The sequence below is a fragment of the Streptococcus parasanguinis genome, assembly GCF_016648855.1.
Classification (GTDB): Bacteria; Bacillota; Bacilli; order Lactobacillales; family Streptococcaceae; genus Streptococcus; species Streptococcus parasanguinis_L.
Map to the genome: position 1 here is coordinate 68,041 of NZ_JACLQU010000003.1, position 16,456 is coordinate 84,496.

The 16,456-nt window shown below is 41.3% G+C and carries 14 protein-coding genes; 4 read left to right on the forward strand and 10 right to left on the reverse strand.

Translation table 11 applies throughout. The features are described from left to right. Positions 1 to 21: 21 nt before the first annotated feature. Positions 22 to 1,998 carry a peptide ABC transporter substrate-binding protein gene (locus tag H7T92_RS03000; protein ID WP_049473107.1) on the reverse strand — a complete coding sequence of 659 codons (1,977 nt, stop codon included), beginning with the start codon at positions 1,996 to 1,998 and terminating at the stop codon, positions 22 to 24. A gap of 165 nt (positions 1,999 to 2,163) precedes the next feature. On the opposite strand from H7T92_RS03000, the gene H7T92_RS03005 reads away from it, so the two are divergent. Further along, a complete protein-coding gene (locus tag H7T92_RS03005) occupies positions 2,164 to 3,486 on the forward strand; it encodes a DUF1958 domain-containing protein (protein WP_053090707.1) in 1,323 nt (440 codons plus the stop codon). Positions 3,487 to 3,544: 58 nt separating this feature from the next. Here H7T92_RS03005 and H7T92_RS03010 read toward each other — a convergent pair whose 3' ends face one another. The 8 genes from H7T92_RS03010 to H7T92_RS03045 all read right to left on the reverse strand — a co-directional run bounded on the left by H7T92_RS03010 (position 3,545) and on the right by H7T92_RS03045 (position 11,769). Further along, positions 3,545 to 4,636 (reverse strand): glycerol dehydrogenase, encoded by a 1,092-nt coding sequence (locus H7T92_RS03010; protein ID WP_118228543.1) that lies wholly within the window; start codon positions 4,634 to 4,636, stop codon positions 3,545 to 3,547. Positions 4,637 to 4,650: 14 nt separating this feature from the next. Beyond that, positions 4,651 to 5,319, reverse strand: coding sequence for a fructose-6-phosphate aldolase (locus tag H7T92_RS03015; RefSeq protein ID WP_049486453.1), 669 nt, complete (start codon positions 5,317 to 5,319; stop codon positions 4,651 to 4,653). A gap of 15 nt (positions 5,320 to 5,334) precedes the next feature. Beyond that, positions 5,335 to 7,773: a glycyl radical protein gene (locus H7T92_RS03020; protein WP_023027619.1), complete on the reverse strand. Its 2,439-nt coding sequence runs from the start codon at positions 7,771 to 7,773 to the stop codon at positions 5,335 to 5,337. Positions 7,774 to 7,914: 141 nt separating this feature from the next. Further along, on the reverse strand, positions 7,915 to 9,216 hold the full coding sequence (locus H7T92_RS03025; protein WP_049486454.1) for a PTS sugar transporter subunit IIC: 1,302 nt from the start codon (positions 9,214 to 9,216) through the stop codon (positions 7,915 to 7,917). Positions 9,217 to 9,227: 11 nt separating this feature from the next. Continuing rightward, positions 9,228 to 9,536: a PTS sugar transporter subunit IIB gene (locus tag H7T92_RS03030; protein ID WP_013904534.1), complete on the reverse strand. Its 309-nt coding sequence runs from the start codon at positions 9,534 to 9,536 to the stop codon at positions 9,228 to 9,230. Positions 9,537 to 9,549: 13 nt separating this feature from the next. Further along, positions 9,550 to 9,873: a PTS lactose/cellobiose transporter subunit IIA gene (locus tag H7T92_RS03035; RefSeq protein WP_049486455.1), complete on the reverse strand. Its 324-nt coding sequence runs from the start codon at positions 9,871 to 9,873 to the stop codon at positions 9,550 to 9,552. A 166-nt stretch (positions 9,874 to 10,039) separates the two neighbouring features. Beyond that, positions 10,040 to 11,011 carry a sugar-binding transcriptional regulator gene (locus tag H7T92_RS03040; protein ID WP_049486456.1) on the reverse strand — a complete coding sequence of 324 codons (972 nt, stop codon included), beginning with the start codon at positions 11,009 to 11,011 and terminating at the stop codon, positions 10,040 to 10,042. A 14-nt stretch (positions 11,012 to 11,025) separates the two neighbouring features. Further along, entirely contained in the window at positions 11,026 to 11,769 is a 744-nt protein-coding gene (locus H7T92_RS03045) for a DeoR/GlpR family DNA-binding transcription regulator (protein WP_048717589.1), read from the reverse strand. Between the two features lie 130 nt (positions 11,770 to 11,899). Between H7T92_RS03045 and H7T92_RS03050 the strand changes: the two genes are divergently transcribed. Then, the gene (locus H7T92_RS03050; RefSeq protein ID WP_048691616.1) at positions 11,900 to 12,676 is read left to right on the forward strand and encodes a glycyl-radical enzyme activating protein; all 777 of its coding nucleotides are present in this window, start codon (positions 11,900 to 11,902) and stop codon (positions 12,674 to 12,676) included. Positions 12,677 to 12,842: 166 nt separating this feature from the next. Here the strand turns inward: H7T92_RS03050 and H7T92_RS03055 are convergent, their stop codons facing one another. Beyond that, complete coding sequence (locus tag H7T92_RS03055; protein ID WP_118095953.1) at positions 12,843 to 14,738, reverse strand: M13 family metallopeptidase; 1,896 nt, start codon at positions 14,736 to 14,738, stop codon at positions 12,843 to 12,845. A 148-nt stretch (positions 14,739 to 14,886) separates the two neighbouring features. Between H7T92_RS03055 and H7T92_RS03060 the strand changes: the two genes are divergently transcribed. Together H7T92_RS03060 and H7T92_RS03065 are read left to right on the forward strand one after the other, a co-directional pair. Then, a complete protein-coding gene (locus tag H7T92_RS03060) occupies positions 14,887 to 15,609 on the forward strand; it encodes a metal ABC transporter ATP-binding protein (protein WP_151191177.1) in 723 nt (240 codons plus the stop codon). Continuing rightward, entirely contained in the window at positions 15,606 to 16,448 is an 843-nt protein-coding gene (locus H7T92_RS03065) for a metal ABC transporter permease (protein ID WP_118397261.1), read from the forward strand. Before H7T92_RS03060 ends, H7T92_RS03065 begins: the two co-directional genes overlap by 4 nt. Positions 16,449 to 16,456 lie beyond the last annotated feature (8 nt).

Consider the following 16,456-nt stretch of genomic DNA (forward strand, 5'->3'; position numbering starts at 1 on the left):
CCTGTTTTCTTCAAGAAAAGTCTATTTTACATGCTTTTCAAGTTCTTCTTGCGCTTTTTTATTGGATTTTTCTTTTTCTTTCTTCCATTGTTCACGCGCTTTGTCGTAGTCTTTTGCCGATACGACCTTGTCTTGAACTTCCAAATATTTATAGTTGAAGGATTGACCCTTGTGGCCTGTCCAAGCAAAGGCTGCAGAGTATGGCACAGTCTTACGGACGCCTGGAGAAGCCCCATCTGAATGGATCGGAATCAAGAGGGCACTATCGGTCAACCAAGCTTGAGCCGCAGCATATTTTTCGTAACGCTTGTTCACATCTGTGGTTTCTTTTTGAGCATCCTCAATCAACTGATCATATTCATCAAAACCAGCTGCTTTTGCGGCCGCATTATCCGTACCAGCATCGAATCCAAAGTAGGCATTGGCATTTTCGCCAGATTTACCACTAGTGATGTCGATGTAAGAAGATGGGTCCGTATAGTCTGGTCCCCAACCCAAGTTATTGTTCAAATCCCAGTCTTGTTGCGAAGCATTTTCAGCAAAGTAGGTGACCCGTTGAAGATCATCATCTGAGATCATTTTCAGATCAATAACAATATTTTCTGCTCCTAAAGTTGACTCGATCGACTGTTTGAAGGATTGGGCTTGTTTGATTCCTTCTGTATAAGTTGAAGAAGTTGGAAGGTCCAAATGAATTGGGAATTCAACTCCTTGAGCCTGCAAATCTGCCTTAGCTTTGGCAAACTCTTCTTTGGCCTTAGTTGGATTGTAGAGGGTATCTTTTCCATCTGCGACAGAGACCCCTTTCCATTCATCCCCATAAGCTTCCAAGTCTTTTTCTACTGCATCCCCAAATTGTTGGCCATTGATTTGAACAAAGTTTGGTGGCGTAAAGGTATTACGGATGACCTTATTGGCAGCAGCTTCCCCGTTCGCCTGAGCTACATATGCCTTACGGTTGAAGGCAAACATAATGGCTTGACGGAAGTCTTTATTTAAAATTGCTTTCTTAGTTGAAGTCTTTTGAGCATCTGTGGTCTTGGCTGTAATTTCATAAGACTGACGGTCAATGTTGAAGGAAAGGTTGTAGGTTGAGGAACCTTGGTCACTAAAGACGATATCGTCTTTGTGCTTCTTCTCTACACTCTTATAGTTAGAGCCACTTGGGAAGACACGGGCAACCGTATAGTCGCCTTTATCAAATCCACGGATCAAGGATTCTGAATCTTGTCCATCATAATAGGTCAACTTGACTTTACTGATCTTGACATTATCCGCATCCCAATATGTTGGGTTCTTTTCCAAGGTCGCAGAAGATTTAGAAGTGATGGACTTGATCAAATAAGGACCGCAGTAGAGGATACTAGATGGAGAAGTCCCTTGACCATAGTCATCTCCTTTAGATTTCAGGAATTCTTCGTTAACCGGCATCAAGATCCCCATCGTAGTCTTAGAATTCCAGAAACTTTCTGGTTGGCTCAAGGTATATTGGACTGTGTAATCGTCAATAGCTTTCACACCAACAGTTGAGAAATCAGATGTCTTCCCTGAAACATAATCATCCAAGCCTTTGACAGATTTTTGGACCAAGTAAATCGCTTGTGATTTCTTGTCTGCCGCGTGTTTGAGGCCTGTGACAAAGTCTTGGGCTTTGACTTCTCCATATTCTTCCCCTTCAGAAGTCATCCATTTGACCCCTTTACGGAGTTTATAAGTATAGGTCAAGCCATCCTTGGAAACAGTCCAGTCTTTAGCAAGCGATGGGATCAAATTCCCATACTTGTCCACTTCCAACAAGCCATCTATCGCATTTCCTGTAAACTCGGAAGTCGATTTTTTATTAGAAATCGAATAGTCGAGTGTATCCGGATCCTGGGTATAGACATAGCTAAATGTCTGACCACCAGAGCTACTAGATTTTCCTCCTGAGCAGGCTGCCAGTACACCAGCTGATAAAAGCAGAGCGCTGGTAGCTAAGAGTACCTTCCCTTTGTTCATATAAATCACCTCATTGTAAAAAATGTTATACTCAATTTAAATTATAGCACTTTCTAGGGAAATGTAAACGCTTTTACTGCGAAATTATTCTATTTTTTCTTTATTTTTTCAATTTCTACTTTTTCTAGAATTTTTTCAAGTTGAATCTCTGGCCTGTATGATATAATGGAATCTATGAATTATGTGAGACATTTACACAAACGACTAAAACACAGCCTCTTGTCCCTCCTTGTAGGAGTCTTGACATTAGGCCCTATTTCCACTGCCTTTGCGGACGACATCTACCAGCAAGAAGATGTCATGAAAATCGCAGCTGATGCTGGACTGGTATTGGATGATTTTTACAAGCCTAAGGCTGACATCGTCATCGACGCCAATACTGGAGCTATATTGTACGGAGACAATATCGACACGGTCCGGGACTCAGGAAGCATGGCCAAACTCATGAGTGCCTATGTAGTCTTTCGGGCCCTCAAAGAAGGCAAGATCAAATATGATACCGTGGTTACAGCAACAGAGGCAGACCAAGCCATCTCGGAAAACAATCTGTTAAGTAACTCACCTATTGTAGCTGGTGTTGACTACAAAGTATCTGAATTGATCAAGATGCTCTTTGTTCCATCTTCCAGTGCGGCCGTGATTATGCTGGCCAACGCCGTTACTGACAATGATCCCGATAAGTTTTTGGACTTAATGAATCAGTACGCACAAGAAATGGGGATGAGCCATACCAAATGGCACAATCCAAATGGGGCGATGATTTCGGTCCTTCAGGGCTACTACAATCCTCAGCGCTACGACGTCAATGCCAATAACGAAATCACAGCGCGGGACATGTCTATTCTGGCTTATCACATCGTAAACGACCTGCCAGAAATGTTGGAATACACCAAGCAAGCTCATACTACGATCATGGAAGGAACCCCTTACGAGCAAAGCTACGATAATTACAACACTTCCCTCGAAGGTGGAAAATTCGCCCTTAAAGGAACAGATGGACTCAAAACTGGATCCAGCCCGACTGCTGACTACAACTACACCGCGACAACCAAGCGGGGTAAACAGCGGATTATCGAAGTGATTTTGGGGGTTGGGAACTACGATGTCGAGATCGCCGAAAGCTACCGCAATCAAATCGGGAATACCTTGGCTGAGAAAATGTTCGCAGACTACCAGTATAAAAAAATCCTCTCTGCAGGCGATCATACCATCGACGGGAAGACCATTCACTTGAAGCAAGACTTCTATGCGACCGTTAAGAAGGGGACGAAGCCAGCGCTAAAACTAGAAAATAACCGCCTAGTCGTCCAGAACGGCTTGCAACAGGTATCTCCAAGCATTAAACCGGGAGTGGCCGTCAGTGAGTCTAAAGCAACGACCTCTAGCAGTAAAAGCAAGGGACTCGATGTTATGTGGCTCTTCTGCTTCCTGCCTGCCGGAATTTTATACCTGATCTTTAAACAAACCGATCCAAAAAGAAGAAAATAGAAAAAGAACTCCCATTACCATAAGGTATGGGGGTTCTTGGTTTGTCGACAAAGCCATCTTAGGCCAAACCTTGAACGTAGGCATCTACTGCTACGATGGCTTGGGCAATATCAGAAGCCTTCACTTCAAATGGCATTTGATGGATGGTTTCTCCTTCGATGGTGGCCTGTTGGCCAACCTTGAGAAGATCTTCATAACTTGCAGTTTCAAGATGCATTTCTTTCAGAGTGGTTGGCATACCGATTTGTTGATAGAAACGAATGTATTTATTCAATTCTTCCTTAGGACGGTTTTCTAAGAACAATTGAACTAACGTTCCGTAGGCTACTTTTTCACCGTGAGTCAAATGGTGGATGTCCCCAGTAAGGGCTGTAAAGCCATTATGGATGGCATGGGCAGCTGCTAACCCACCACTTTCAAACCCAATACCACTAAGAAGGGTATTGGCTTCAATGATGTTTTCAAGAGCAGGGGTTACGACTTTGGCTTCACAAGCAGCCATGGCTTGGAGTCCATCAGCAAATAAGGTTTCTTCACAACGTTGTGCAATGGCGACACCCGCTAAGGTTTGTCGTTGACCCAACATGGTTTTTCCATTGGCTTGCATTACCGCACGCGCTTCGACCCAAGTCGCTAATCCATCTGCGATTCCAGAAGCGAGCAAACGTTTTGGTGCTTGAGAGATGACTTTGCTATCCACCAAGACCAATTCTGGGTTTTTAGAATAGAAAATATAGCGAGCAAAGGCACCTTCATCCGTGTAGATAACTGACAAAGCGGAAACGGGAGCATCTGTAGAGGCAATGGTAGGGGCAATCACAACTGGTGATTTTAAAAGATCGGCAATAGCTTTCGCACTATCGATGGTCTTTCCTCCACCAAGTCCAATGACCAAATCACAGCCATTTTCTTCTGCCAAACTAACCACACGATTGATTTCGTTATCAGAAGCTTCTCCATTAAAGAAGACTGGCAAGACTGTAAATCCATACCGAAGGAGATATTTTTCAAATCGTTCTCCTACGATTTCATAGACTACTGAGTCGCATAGTAATACAGGATGACTCCCCAGTTCTAAAATAGGTTTTGCATTTTCAAATAAGGCATTTTCCCCTTGAATGTAACGTGACGGACTTGCAAAATTTCTCATATACTCCTCCTTTATCAAATTATATTCTGATGATGAATAGCTGACCAATCATTTGCAAAATCATTCACCGCTTTTTCAATTGACGGCATTCCAAAAGCCGCTTCAAAGACATCAGCCCCAGCAGTGATGGCTTGTGCCCCTTCTTTGAATGCTCGATTGACTTGACCGACATTCTTAAAGGATGCTGCTAGAATTTTGCTTGATGATTGATTTTTTTCGATTGAATCTGCCAATTGTGCTATTACCTGTGCTGAATCAATATTCAAGTTCTCCATTCGATTATAATAGGGAGCAAGGTAATCTGCGCCTGCTTCAATAGCCAAAAGACCTTGAAATACAGTATAAATTGCGGTTGCAGTAATTTTATAACCTTCTGATTTTAATGTTTTGATAGCTGCCAACCCCTCAGGAGTAACCGGAACTTTAATAAAAACATTTCCGCCACATTCTTGTCGAATTTTCGCAGCATCTTTTAAAATACCGTCATAATCTTTCGCAACAACTTGCACATGGATAGAAGGAGCTTCACCAATGATCTCCCGAACCTCATGAATCCGTTTAAAGAAATCGATTTCTCCTTCTTTTTTGGCAATTGTTGGGTTAGAGGTTACCCCAGCAAGAGGTAACACTCGAGCCCATTTTTTTATTTCATTTATATTTAAAGTATCAAGCATAAATTCCATATACATACCTCTTTACTATAGAGTATGCTCTGTCCGTCCAATAATATCATCTTGTGTAGCTCTTGATAGTACATTGAAGAAAGCTGAGTAGCCTGCAACACGTACAATTAAGTCACGGTGTTTTTCCGGATGTTTTTGAGCATCTAATAACGTTTCTCTAGAAACCACATTATATTGAATATGGTATCCATGTAGACGATTAAAGAACGTACGGAGTAAAGCAATAAGTTTTAATTTATCTTCTTCTTTGGCTAAAGTTTGTGGGTTTACTTTTTGGTTCAGTAAAACACCACCAACTATTTCATCTGTTGGCAATTTAGAAACTGATTTTAGAACAGATGTTGGGCCATGTTGGTCCATATTGTGGGATGGAGAGCATCCTTCTGCTAGTGGAGTTCCAGCATTACGACCGTCCGGAGTAGCTAATGTTCCACGACCTTGTCCTACATTGGCTGAAATAGAAGATGTACCTGAGTAACGGATACCACCGATTGGCCCACGTCCATAGCGAGTATTTGGATATTTAGCAATTTCATCCACATAAATATCGTATGCTTCTCGAACTAAGCTGTCTGCATAGTCATCATCGTTTCCATACTTCGGTGCATCATGGATAAGCATCTCTTGGATTTCTTTTCCACGTTCGCCCTCGTAATCGGTTTCCAGAGCATGCCATAGTTCTTGTGGTGTTAAGCGCCCTTCTTCAAATACCAGTTTCTTGATCGCTGCAAGCGAATCGGATAAGTTTGCAATACCCACTTGTAAACCAGAAATATAATCGTAGACAGCCCCACCTTCTTTTAGGTGTTTTCCACGTCCAATACAGTCATCTGTCAAAGCTGAACAGAGGATATCTGGCACTTCTCTTTCAAGAGATAGGTCGATAGAGTTTTCTACGATCACACTCATGCGGGTTAAGTGGCGTAAGGTCTTGTCCCATGCTGTTTGCAATTCATCGAAGCTCTTCATGTCTTTAAAATGACCAAAGCTTGGTGCAAAGCGCTTGCCAGAAGCAGGATCGATTCCGTCATTCATCGTAATGAGCAAAACTTTAGGGAAGTTCATATAACTCATACCTGTACAGCGATATCCCCACTTACCTGGAACAGCTGTTTCTACACAACCAATTGCACTGTAATCATAAGCATCTTCTTCAAGCACGCCTTTTGAAATAAAGGATGGAATAATGATCTCATCATTATTGAAAGCAGGCATACCGAATCCGAGCTTCATAACTTCAATACATTCGTTCATGAAGCGGGCATCCAAACCAGCATGGTAACGAACAGTTAAGTTTGGTTGAGGAAGGTGAGTTTGAGCAACAGACTTCAACACTAAATAAGACAATGGGTTAACAGCGTCTTTCTTATCACGCGTTTGACCACCAATCGTAACATTTTGATAAAGCGGACTACCTGCAGATGAGAAGGTATGTGCTTGACTACGTACTTTGTTAATTGTAATAGTCTTAATCCAAAGGTTGGTCAAGCGTTCAACAATACTCTCTTCAGTTTCCCGTCCACTTTCCAAATCAGCTTTAACGTATGGATACATATATTGGTCAAAACGGCCATATGAAAGTGAGTGTCCATTTGATTCAATCTGAAGAATACATTGGATAAACCAAACAGACTGAACAGCCTCTGCAAATGTACTTGCAGGCTCGTATGGAACTTTTGAGCAAATCTCTGCAATTTCAAGCAATTCCTTCTTACGTTCAGGAGTTGCTGTCTCAGCAAGTTGTTTAGCAAGTTCAACAAATCGTTGAGCATAGGTCTTAACAGCATCAACTACGATAAAGATAGAATCGTAAAAATGGTACTTATCAATGCTAGCTGGATCCGTTAGATCTAGGGCTGCTTTAGCTTGGCGGGCTCTTTCTTCAAAACCTTTCAAGCCATATTGCAATAATTTTTGATAATTGACTGCTAAGTGGGCATCTCCTGAATTCATCTTCCCTTCCATACCGAAGAATCCTGTTTCCATATAGACAGATACTTCTTCAGGTAGAAGAGCTCCAGCTCTTGCACGTAAGTTATTATTTTCCCAGAACGGTGCGATACTACGGAGCTGCTCTTTCGTTTCTTCCGTAATATAGAAGACGTCACCATCCCGCTTTTCAAAAAGATCCAATTCCTTCAGAACGAACTCTAAAGTATATTCTGGGAAGATCGGAGCATCTTTATTAGAGGATGCTTGGTTTCCAGCAATCATGGATTCATCCTCAATATAGATTGTCATATTTTCAAGAATCTCTTTCAACATATAGGCACGTTTAAGAACATTTGGTTGTTCCTTATAACGATCATATGCCTTAGTTGCAAGAACGGCACGTTCAGCGTCGATATAAGGCTTCTTGTTTAAGACATCTTCACGATACTTATTCATGCGTTCAGTGAGGCTTCCAAAATATTCTGTTTTAATGCTTGTACTTGCTACTTCTACTTGTTTCATTTTTTCAAAACCTTTCTTTTGAAATTATTTTGTTTTCTTTCGTAACTATAGTAGCATTAAATTTTACGAATTTCAATGAATTATGGATAATACCTATAAATTCTATTCTAGTCGCACATCTGTGCACTCCTAATAAACGCACTATTTTTCAGCTTGTAATTCGTTGTTATAGGCAAGATTATCTTGGAATTTGAAGAATGGGAAATATACGACAGTCGAGGTTGCGAGAACCAGCACTTGAACGAAAGCACCTTGCCAACCTCCAACCATAAATCCAGAAATAATGGCTGGTGTACTCCAAGGAAGGGTCACACCTGAGAATGGATGCATGAACCCAATAGCAATTGAAGTATAAACAATTATCGCTGCTAAAATTGGAACGATAATAAATGGAAGGAACATCACTGGGTTCATTACAATTGGGAAGCCAAATACGACGGGTTCATTAACATTGAAGATTGCAGGAAAAGCTGCAACTTTCCCAAGTGCCTTATATTGTTTTGACTTAGCAGCAAATAACATAGCAACAACCAAACCAAAGGTTATACCTGATCCAGACAAAATAAGGAAACTATCTAGGAATTGTTGAGTTACAATGTGAGCACCATTTTCAACGGATAGCTTCCCAGCTGCCAACATTGATTTATTGGCATCCAGGTTAGAAAGTAGTAAGGCTGTTACTACACCATTGACAACTGATTGTCCGTGCACACCAAACCACCACAAGAACGAAATAAAGAAGGCAATTCCAATCGCTCCGTAAAGTGATCCTGTTAGACCTTGTAGAGGAACCTGAATGACATCATAGATCATTTCAATGAAAGTACCGCCACTTGTCACTACTTTTGATACGATATAGACAATCATTGATAGTAAGAAAATCACGAAAGCAGGAATCATCGCTTCAAATTGTTTGGCAATGGCTTGAGGTACTTGTTCTGGCATTTTAATAACAATGTGTCTTTGGATAAACACAGTATAAATCGCACCAACTACCAGACCTATAATAATAGCCCCGATAATCCCTTGACCACCAAACCATACTTTTGCAATGGCATCACCAATTGGTTCTCCCTTAGCTGGTACATAAGAAGATTTTAACAAGATAAAGTATGAAGATAGGGACAAAACTCCTGCTGGCAAGGGTTCTACTCCACTGTTTTTAGCATATGAATAACCAATGGAGAAGCACGAAATTAAGCCCATGATGGCGAATGTTCCTGAATAAACCTGCATAAATGGCTCTGTCCACGTATCGCCAAATACACTAGCAATAGCCTGATTAAGGCCTTCAAATGGTAATTGCCCAATAATCAGGAACAAACTACCAACTACCGTTAATGGAAGGATCGCTAACATCCCATCTTTAAGAGCAATAATTCCTTTCAAGTTTACAAACCGCATGATTGGAGCGATAATTTTCTGAGAATTAAAATTAGACATGGGAAGCCTCCTTATTTTTCTCCTAGCAATTCTAGAGCTAGATTTAGTACTTTCTTACCATCCAACATCCCATAATCTGCCATAGGGATGACAGCAATAGGAATATGGTTTGCCTCACAAATCGCTTTTGATTTATCCAAAGTATAAGCTACTTGAGGGCCCAACAAAGCGACATCGATTTCAGGAGCAAAATCTGCTAATTTCGCTTGAGAATAGGCATCGATTTCAGCATCAATCCCTAATTCCTTAGCCGCCACCTTCATATTATTTACCAACATTCCTGTTGAAAATCCTGCTGCACAAAACAATCCAATTTTCATCTTCTTTTCCTCCTTATTGTTTCGCTGAAAGTTCTTTACGTAAGTCAATCATTTCTTTGATCAAGTTAATCTCTGTGATTGAAGTCATTAAGTGATCTTGTGAGTGCACAAACAAAGCTGTAATCTCTGTCTTTGTCCCACCTGCTTCCTGGGCTAAAAATTGTGTTTGCAAGTTATGCGCTTCTAGCAATGCTGCATCTGCTTTCGCAATTTCGTCTTCAGAAGATGTAAAATCGCCCTCCTTAGCATATGATAAAGCTTGGTAAATATGCTGTTTAGCATCACCCGCATTTAAAATCAATCCCATAATAATTTGGTCTGCAACAATTATTTCCATGTGCACTACACTCCTTTATCAATCTACTGAAAGCGCTTTTTCTATTGTCAATATACCATTTATATTTTTGCCGGTCAATAAAAATCACAACATTTGATTATTGTTTTTGTTTTTTGCACATTTGTGCTATTTAACTCAAAAAAATAAGGACTGCATTCCTGCTGTCCTATTTTTTAGTAAATTGCTGATCACCATCTAATTCTAAGACTTTTAAGATCGTTGCTTCATCTGTGACTAAATGATTGATATAGTTGGCTTTCAAAACCGATAAAAGTGCTTTTGCTTTCTGATCACCGTAGGCCAAAGAGATGGTGTTTGGTACCTCTCTCAATTCCTCCAATGTGATAGATATTGTTCTTTCCTGTAATTCAGGATAAACGGGGATACCTTCTTGATCAAAGAAACGACAGCATACTTCTCCTACAGCATGTTCTGACTCCAATTTCTTAAAATCATTTGATGTCAGCATATCAAACCACTGAGGATTCTTGCTATCTGCATAGCCACCAATCCCTACAGCCGCAACATCCAAACAACGCCAACTAGCTTTCAAATCCTCAAAATACTTAGAAGATAAGATGCCTTCCGTCACCTCAGAATTTTCTTGAATGACACTCGCGTTTATAAAATGACATTCCCCATGAAATTTACTCGCCATACTGTAGATCAGCGTATTGACATGGTAGCGAGCATGAATATGACTGGGACCTCCAGCTAGGGGATAAAACTGTACACCATCCAAGCGCTTCGTTCCAACTTGTTCTACCATTAATCTGAGAGACTTGCCCCATGAAAATCCGACTGTCATTCCATCTTCAATCAAATTACGAAGCATGACCGCACTTGCTTGCGCCAGTCGCTTTTCAAGGCTTTCTCGAGGTTCATCAACTAGATTCGGTATAATCTCGATAGCTTTTAAGCCATATTTTTGTTTGATATAATTTTCTAAATGGAAGAGGCGAGTATCAAAGTTTTCGATTTCAATTTTTACTACGCCCTCTTTCTTGGCCTCTGCTAGCATTCTGCTGACAGTTGTACGGTAGATTCCAGTTTCTGCTGCGATTTGCGATTGACTTTTGTCTTCAACATAGTATAGATAGGCTAATTTAGCAAGTAACTTTTTCCGTTCATCTTTCAATTGGCTTCTCCTTCTTATACTAAAGTTAAAATTGTTTGTGAATCCTCAAGTTTTTCTTTCGCTTCTTGAGATATATTCTTATCTGTTATGACTCTCGAAACTTGTGAAAGTGCAAATCGTCTGACAGTTCCACATTTCCCAAATTTACTTGAATCTGTTAAGACAATCACTTCTTTAGAAACATCGGACATAGCTTGAACAACTTCACTTCTCATCATATCTTTCCCAGTAAAGCCAAGTTCGTCATCATATCCGTCTACCCCTACAAAAGCAAAGGGAACTCTAAAAGAGCGGATTAATTCTTTCAAAAGCGGACCTACAGTCACTCTCGATTCTTTTTGAAATTCACCACCAAGTAGGATGATTTTACAAGAATCATATTCCTGAATATAATCTGCAATAAAGTAAGAATTTGTCACAATCTTGACATTCTTTTTTGTTTGGCAAATTTCTTCCGCTAGCAAGGCACATGTAGAGCCCGATTCAATCAAAACCGTGTCGTTATCCTTAATTAATTTAGCAGCTTCCCTGGCTATTCTTTTCTTGGTATCATATTGAAAGGACAGTCGAACATTGATATCATCTCCACTATTTAAAACAGCATAGCCGTGTTCTCTATGCAATAATCCTTTGGATTCTAGCTTGTCCAAATCCTTTCGAATGGTCACTTTAGAGACTTGTAATTTCTCAGACAAACTATTAACATCAATCTTTTCAAATTCCGATACTAATTTCAATATTTCATCTAAACGTTGCATTGTTTTTACCTCTTCTCTATTTTAGCAAATTTTCGAGTGAATTCAAAACAAAATAAACTTTCGTTCGTAATTGAATTAGTTTCTTAAATAATGTATAATGGACTTACTAGATTGATAGGAGAGCAAAAATATGGAACAAAATCGCGGCATAATCTTTAATATCCAACACTTTAGTATCCATGATGGCCCTGGAATCCGAACTACTGTATTTTTAAAAGGATGTCCCCTACGTTGTCCATGGTGCTCCAATCCTGAATCCCAGCGTGCAAATCCTGAAAAAATGTTGGATGCTGTTACTAAAAAGGAAACCATCACAGGAGAAGAAAAAACAGTTACCGAGATCATAGATGATGTCTTAAAAGACGTTGACTTCTACGAAGAATCTGGTGGTGGCCTTACCCTGTCTGGTGGAGAAATCTTCGCTCAATTTGAATTTGCCAAAGCTATCTTAAAAGCTGCGAAAGAAGTTGGACTTCATACTGCAATCGAAACGACAGCTTTTGTTGAACATGAGAAATTTGTCGATCTCATTCAGTATGTTGATTTTATTTATACAGACCTTAAACATTACAATACACTTAAACATAAGAAGGTTGTCGGAGTCAACAATCATCTGATTATTAAAAATATTCATTATGCCTTTGCTCAAAACAAAACAATCGTTTTACGTATTCCAGTCATTCCTAATTTCAATGACTCTTTAACTGATGCTGAAGAATTTGCTTCCCTTTTTAATTCTCTCAACATCGATGAAGTACAACTTCTCCCATTTCACCAGTTTGGAGAAAACAAATACAAGCTTTTAGGACGTCGCTATGAAATGGAAGGAATAAAAGCCCTGCATCCAGAAGATTTATATGACTACCAGCAAGTTTTTTTAGATCATGACATTCACTGTTATTTCTAATCCACTCAAAAATCCCCAAAACTAGTTTCAGTAGATTGAAACTTGGCTTTGGGGATTTTTATTTTTTTACGACCGTCGAGAAAAAGAGAGATTGCCTGGTGGGCATGGCCCACATGGTCAATCTCCTATTTTCTTCTCGCTTTTTTTACGGGCTTAGTATCTTAGACTACCAAATGATCACGCGGTCTTCTGGTGCGCGCCACATGCCGTCGCCTTCTTTGACATCAAAGGTTTCAAAGAATTCGTCAAAGTTTGGTAATTGAACATTGGTACGTAGTTTTCCTGGTGCGTGGACATCGACACTTGCGAGGAGTTGCATGTACTCTGTCCGAGCTTTCATGCGCCAGATGCGAGCAAAGTTGGTGAAGAATTCTTCTGCTGAGAAATCTTCCTCTTTCTTCGCTGCCTCAAGGGCTGCAGCGATACCGCCGAGGTCTGCCACGTTTTCAGAAACGGTCAATTTCCCGTTGATCTTAGCACCGTAAGAGTCTTGCCCTTCAAACTGATCGATAACTTTTTGTGTACGAGCGGTAAAGGCTTCGTAATCTTCTGGTTTCCACCAGTCTTTCAAGCTACCGTGCTCGTCAAAGGAAGCACCATTAGTGTCAAAGGCGTGGGAGATTTCATGGGCAATGACTGCACCGATTCCACCGTAGTTGGCTGATGATGATTGGTGAAGGTCATAGAAAGGTGCTTGTAAAATCGCTGCTGGGAAGACGATTTGGTTCTGTTGCGGATCATAGTAAGCATTGACCAGATGGGCTGGCATGTGCCATTCGCTCCGATCAACTGGTTGGTTCCACTTGCTCCAAGTATGGGCAATGGAAATTTCGTAAAGGGCTTGAGCATTTTCCACCAAGGTCTTGCTTTCGTCGATGATTTTTTTGGCGTATGTTTCTGGTAATTTTTCAGGGTAGCCGATATGTGGTGTGATGACATTGAGTTTGACAATGGCTTTTTCACGAGTTTCAGGAGCGAGCCAGTCTGCTTTTTCTAAGCGCTCCTTATAGACGTCAATCATGGTCGCTACTTTATGCTCTACGTCTGCTTTTGCTTCTGGTGAGAATTTTTCTCCCGCATACCAGAGTCCAAGTGCTTGGCTATAAGGTCCTTCTGCCAAGGCCAGAGCTGCTTTTTCTTTTGGACGAGGTTCTGGAATCCCCGTGATGATCCGTCCATATTCACCAGACAAGACACGGATTTCTTCCGTCAAGAAAGACGTCCAATCTAAAGCTGCACCGAGTTTCAATTTAGCATGAATGGTTTCCCAGTTGGCTGCCGAGTAGTATTTTGGTGCGAATTCCTTCCAGAAACGCTCTTCTGGCACGATGATTTTATCTGGTGTTTGTCCGATCACTTCAGTAAAGAAGGCATCGAGTGGCAATTCTGGGACCAAGGCCTTGAAATCTGCCCACTCATAAGGATGATAGAGTTTGTTGTACTCGGATCTTTCTTCATTTGACAAGACATATTTGGCCAATTCTGCATCCGCCGCAATGACCTTATCCAGGATATCCTTGATTTCTTCCTCTGAGAATTCAAATTTAGGTAAGAGTTTTTCCATCATTTGGCGCCAGATAGCCAGTAATTCTGGGCCTTTTTCGTTGCCTTCTTCATAATAGGTTGTATCTGGCAAGATGAGAGCAAGAGACTCTCCCCACAAGACATTCATTTGGGCATTCATAAAGTCTGGTGACACGCTAAATGGCATGAGATTTGGTTTGCCAGATAGTTCATAGGTCCCCAACTTGCTGGTATAGTCTTCAAAAGAAGACAGAGCCTTAATTTCATTGATCAAGGGCATAGCTGGAGCGACACCGGCTGCTTCTCGCGCATCAAAATCTGCCACCATTTTGTGGTATTTGACGAAGTTTTGCAGAATGCTGTCTTCAGGCAGCTCTTCTCCCCGTTGCCATTTTCCAGTGATATCCAACATCAAGTTTTCGATATCTTGGATCAAGTCCATAAAACCACCAGTTGACGGTTTGTCATCAGGAATCACAGCTGTCTCAGCCCATTCCCCATTGACGTAATCATAAAAATCATCTTGTAAACGTACCATGATCTTCTCGCTTTCATTCTTTTCTAATAACCTTATCAAAAATAGGAACTTTTTTCAATGATTACAAGAAATTTAACCTAAATTATTTTAAAAATTAACTTGACTTAATTTTTTTATTTATGTATATTAATAGTAAAGGAGCAAAATCATGATTCAAATTGAACATCTAAGTGTTGCTTACCAGCAAACACTGGCCTTGGAGGATCTTTCCCTCACCATCCAGGGTCCAACCATCCTAGGCATTCTTGGACCCAACGGAGCTGGAAAATCAACCCTGATCAAGGCCATGCTAGGACTTCTCCCTCATTCGGGAAAGGTCCTGCTCGATCAAAAAGATCTCGGCCAAGCTCTTCAACGGGTGGCCTACGTCGAACAGAAATCCGCTATTGATTTCCACTTCCCCATCACGGTGCGGGAGTGTGTCTCACTGGGTCTCTATCCCCATCTTTCTATCTTCAAGAGAAAAAGCAAAGAAGATCTCCAAAAGGTGGAAAATGCCATGAAGCTTGTCAATCTTCTTGATCTAGCAGATCGCCAGATTGGTCAGCTTTCAGGAGGGCAATTCCAACGGGTCCTAATCGCCCGCTGCTTGGTTCAAGAAGCAGAGGTCATCTTTTTGGATGAGCCCTTTGCAGGGATTGACTCCGTTAGCGAAGACATCATCATGCAAACACTAAAAACCTTGAAAAAGGAAGGCAAGACCATCCTGATCGTCCATCACGATCTCAGCAAGGTCCCAGCTTATTTCGACCAGGTCCTCCTCCTTCACCGCAAGCTGATCGCTTTTGGAAAAACAGAGGAAACCTTTACCAAGGAGAATCTGCATGCAGCCTATGGGCATGAACTCTTTATAGGAGGTGGAGTCGGATGATTACAGAATTTATCGATGGATTACAGCAATTCCACTTCTTACAGAATGCCCTGATCACAGCCATTGCCATTGGTATTGTCGCTGGAGCTGTCGGATGCTTCATTATTTTGCGAGGCATGTCTCTCATGGGAGATGCTATCTCGCACGCAGTCCTTCCAGGGGTGGCCCTGTCCTTTATCCTTGGCATCAATTTCTTTATTGGCGCCATTGTCTTTGGGCTTCTAGCTTCCATCCTTATCACCTATATCAAGAGTAACTCCATCATCAAGAGCGACACAGCGATAGGGATTACCTTTTCTTCTTTCCTTGCCTTAGGAGTCATCCTGATTGGAGTCGCAAAAAGTTCCACCGACCTCTTCCACATCCTCTTTGGGAATATCTTGGCCGTGCAAGACCAGGATATGTGGATGACCATCGGTGTTGGGGTGGCGGTCTTGCTGGTAATTGTCCTGCTCTTTCGCCCCTTGCTACTTACTTCTTTTGATCCCGTTCTAGCTCAATCCATGGGCGTCCGGGTCAAGATCTATCACTACCTCCTCATGGTGCTCTTGACTTTGGTTTCTGTCACTGCTATGCAGAGTGTCGGGACCATTCTGATCGTCGCCATGCTCATCACACCTGCTGCGACAGCCTATCTCTATTCCAATAGCCTCTGGTCCATGATGCTTTTGTCCTCTAGCCTAGGTGCTCTTGCATCCGTTCTGGGACTCTTTATTGGCTATAGTTTGAACATCGCCGTTGGATCTTGTATTGTCCTCACTTCTGCCGTCTTCTTTCTCATCAGCTTTTTTATCGCTCCTAAGCAGAGAAAGAACAAGCACGCTCTTTCATCTCATTAAAGGAGAAA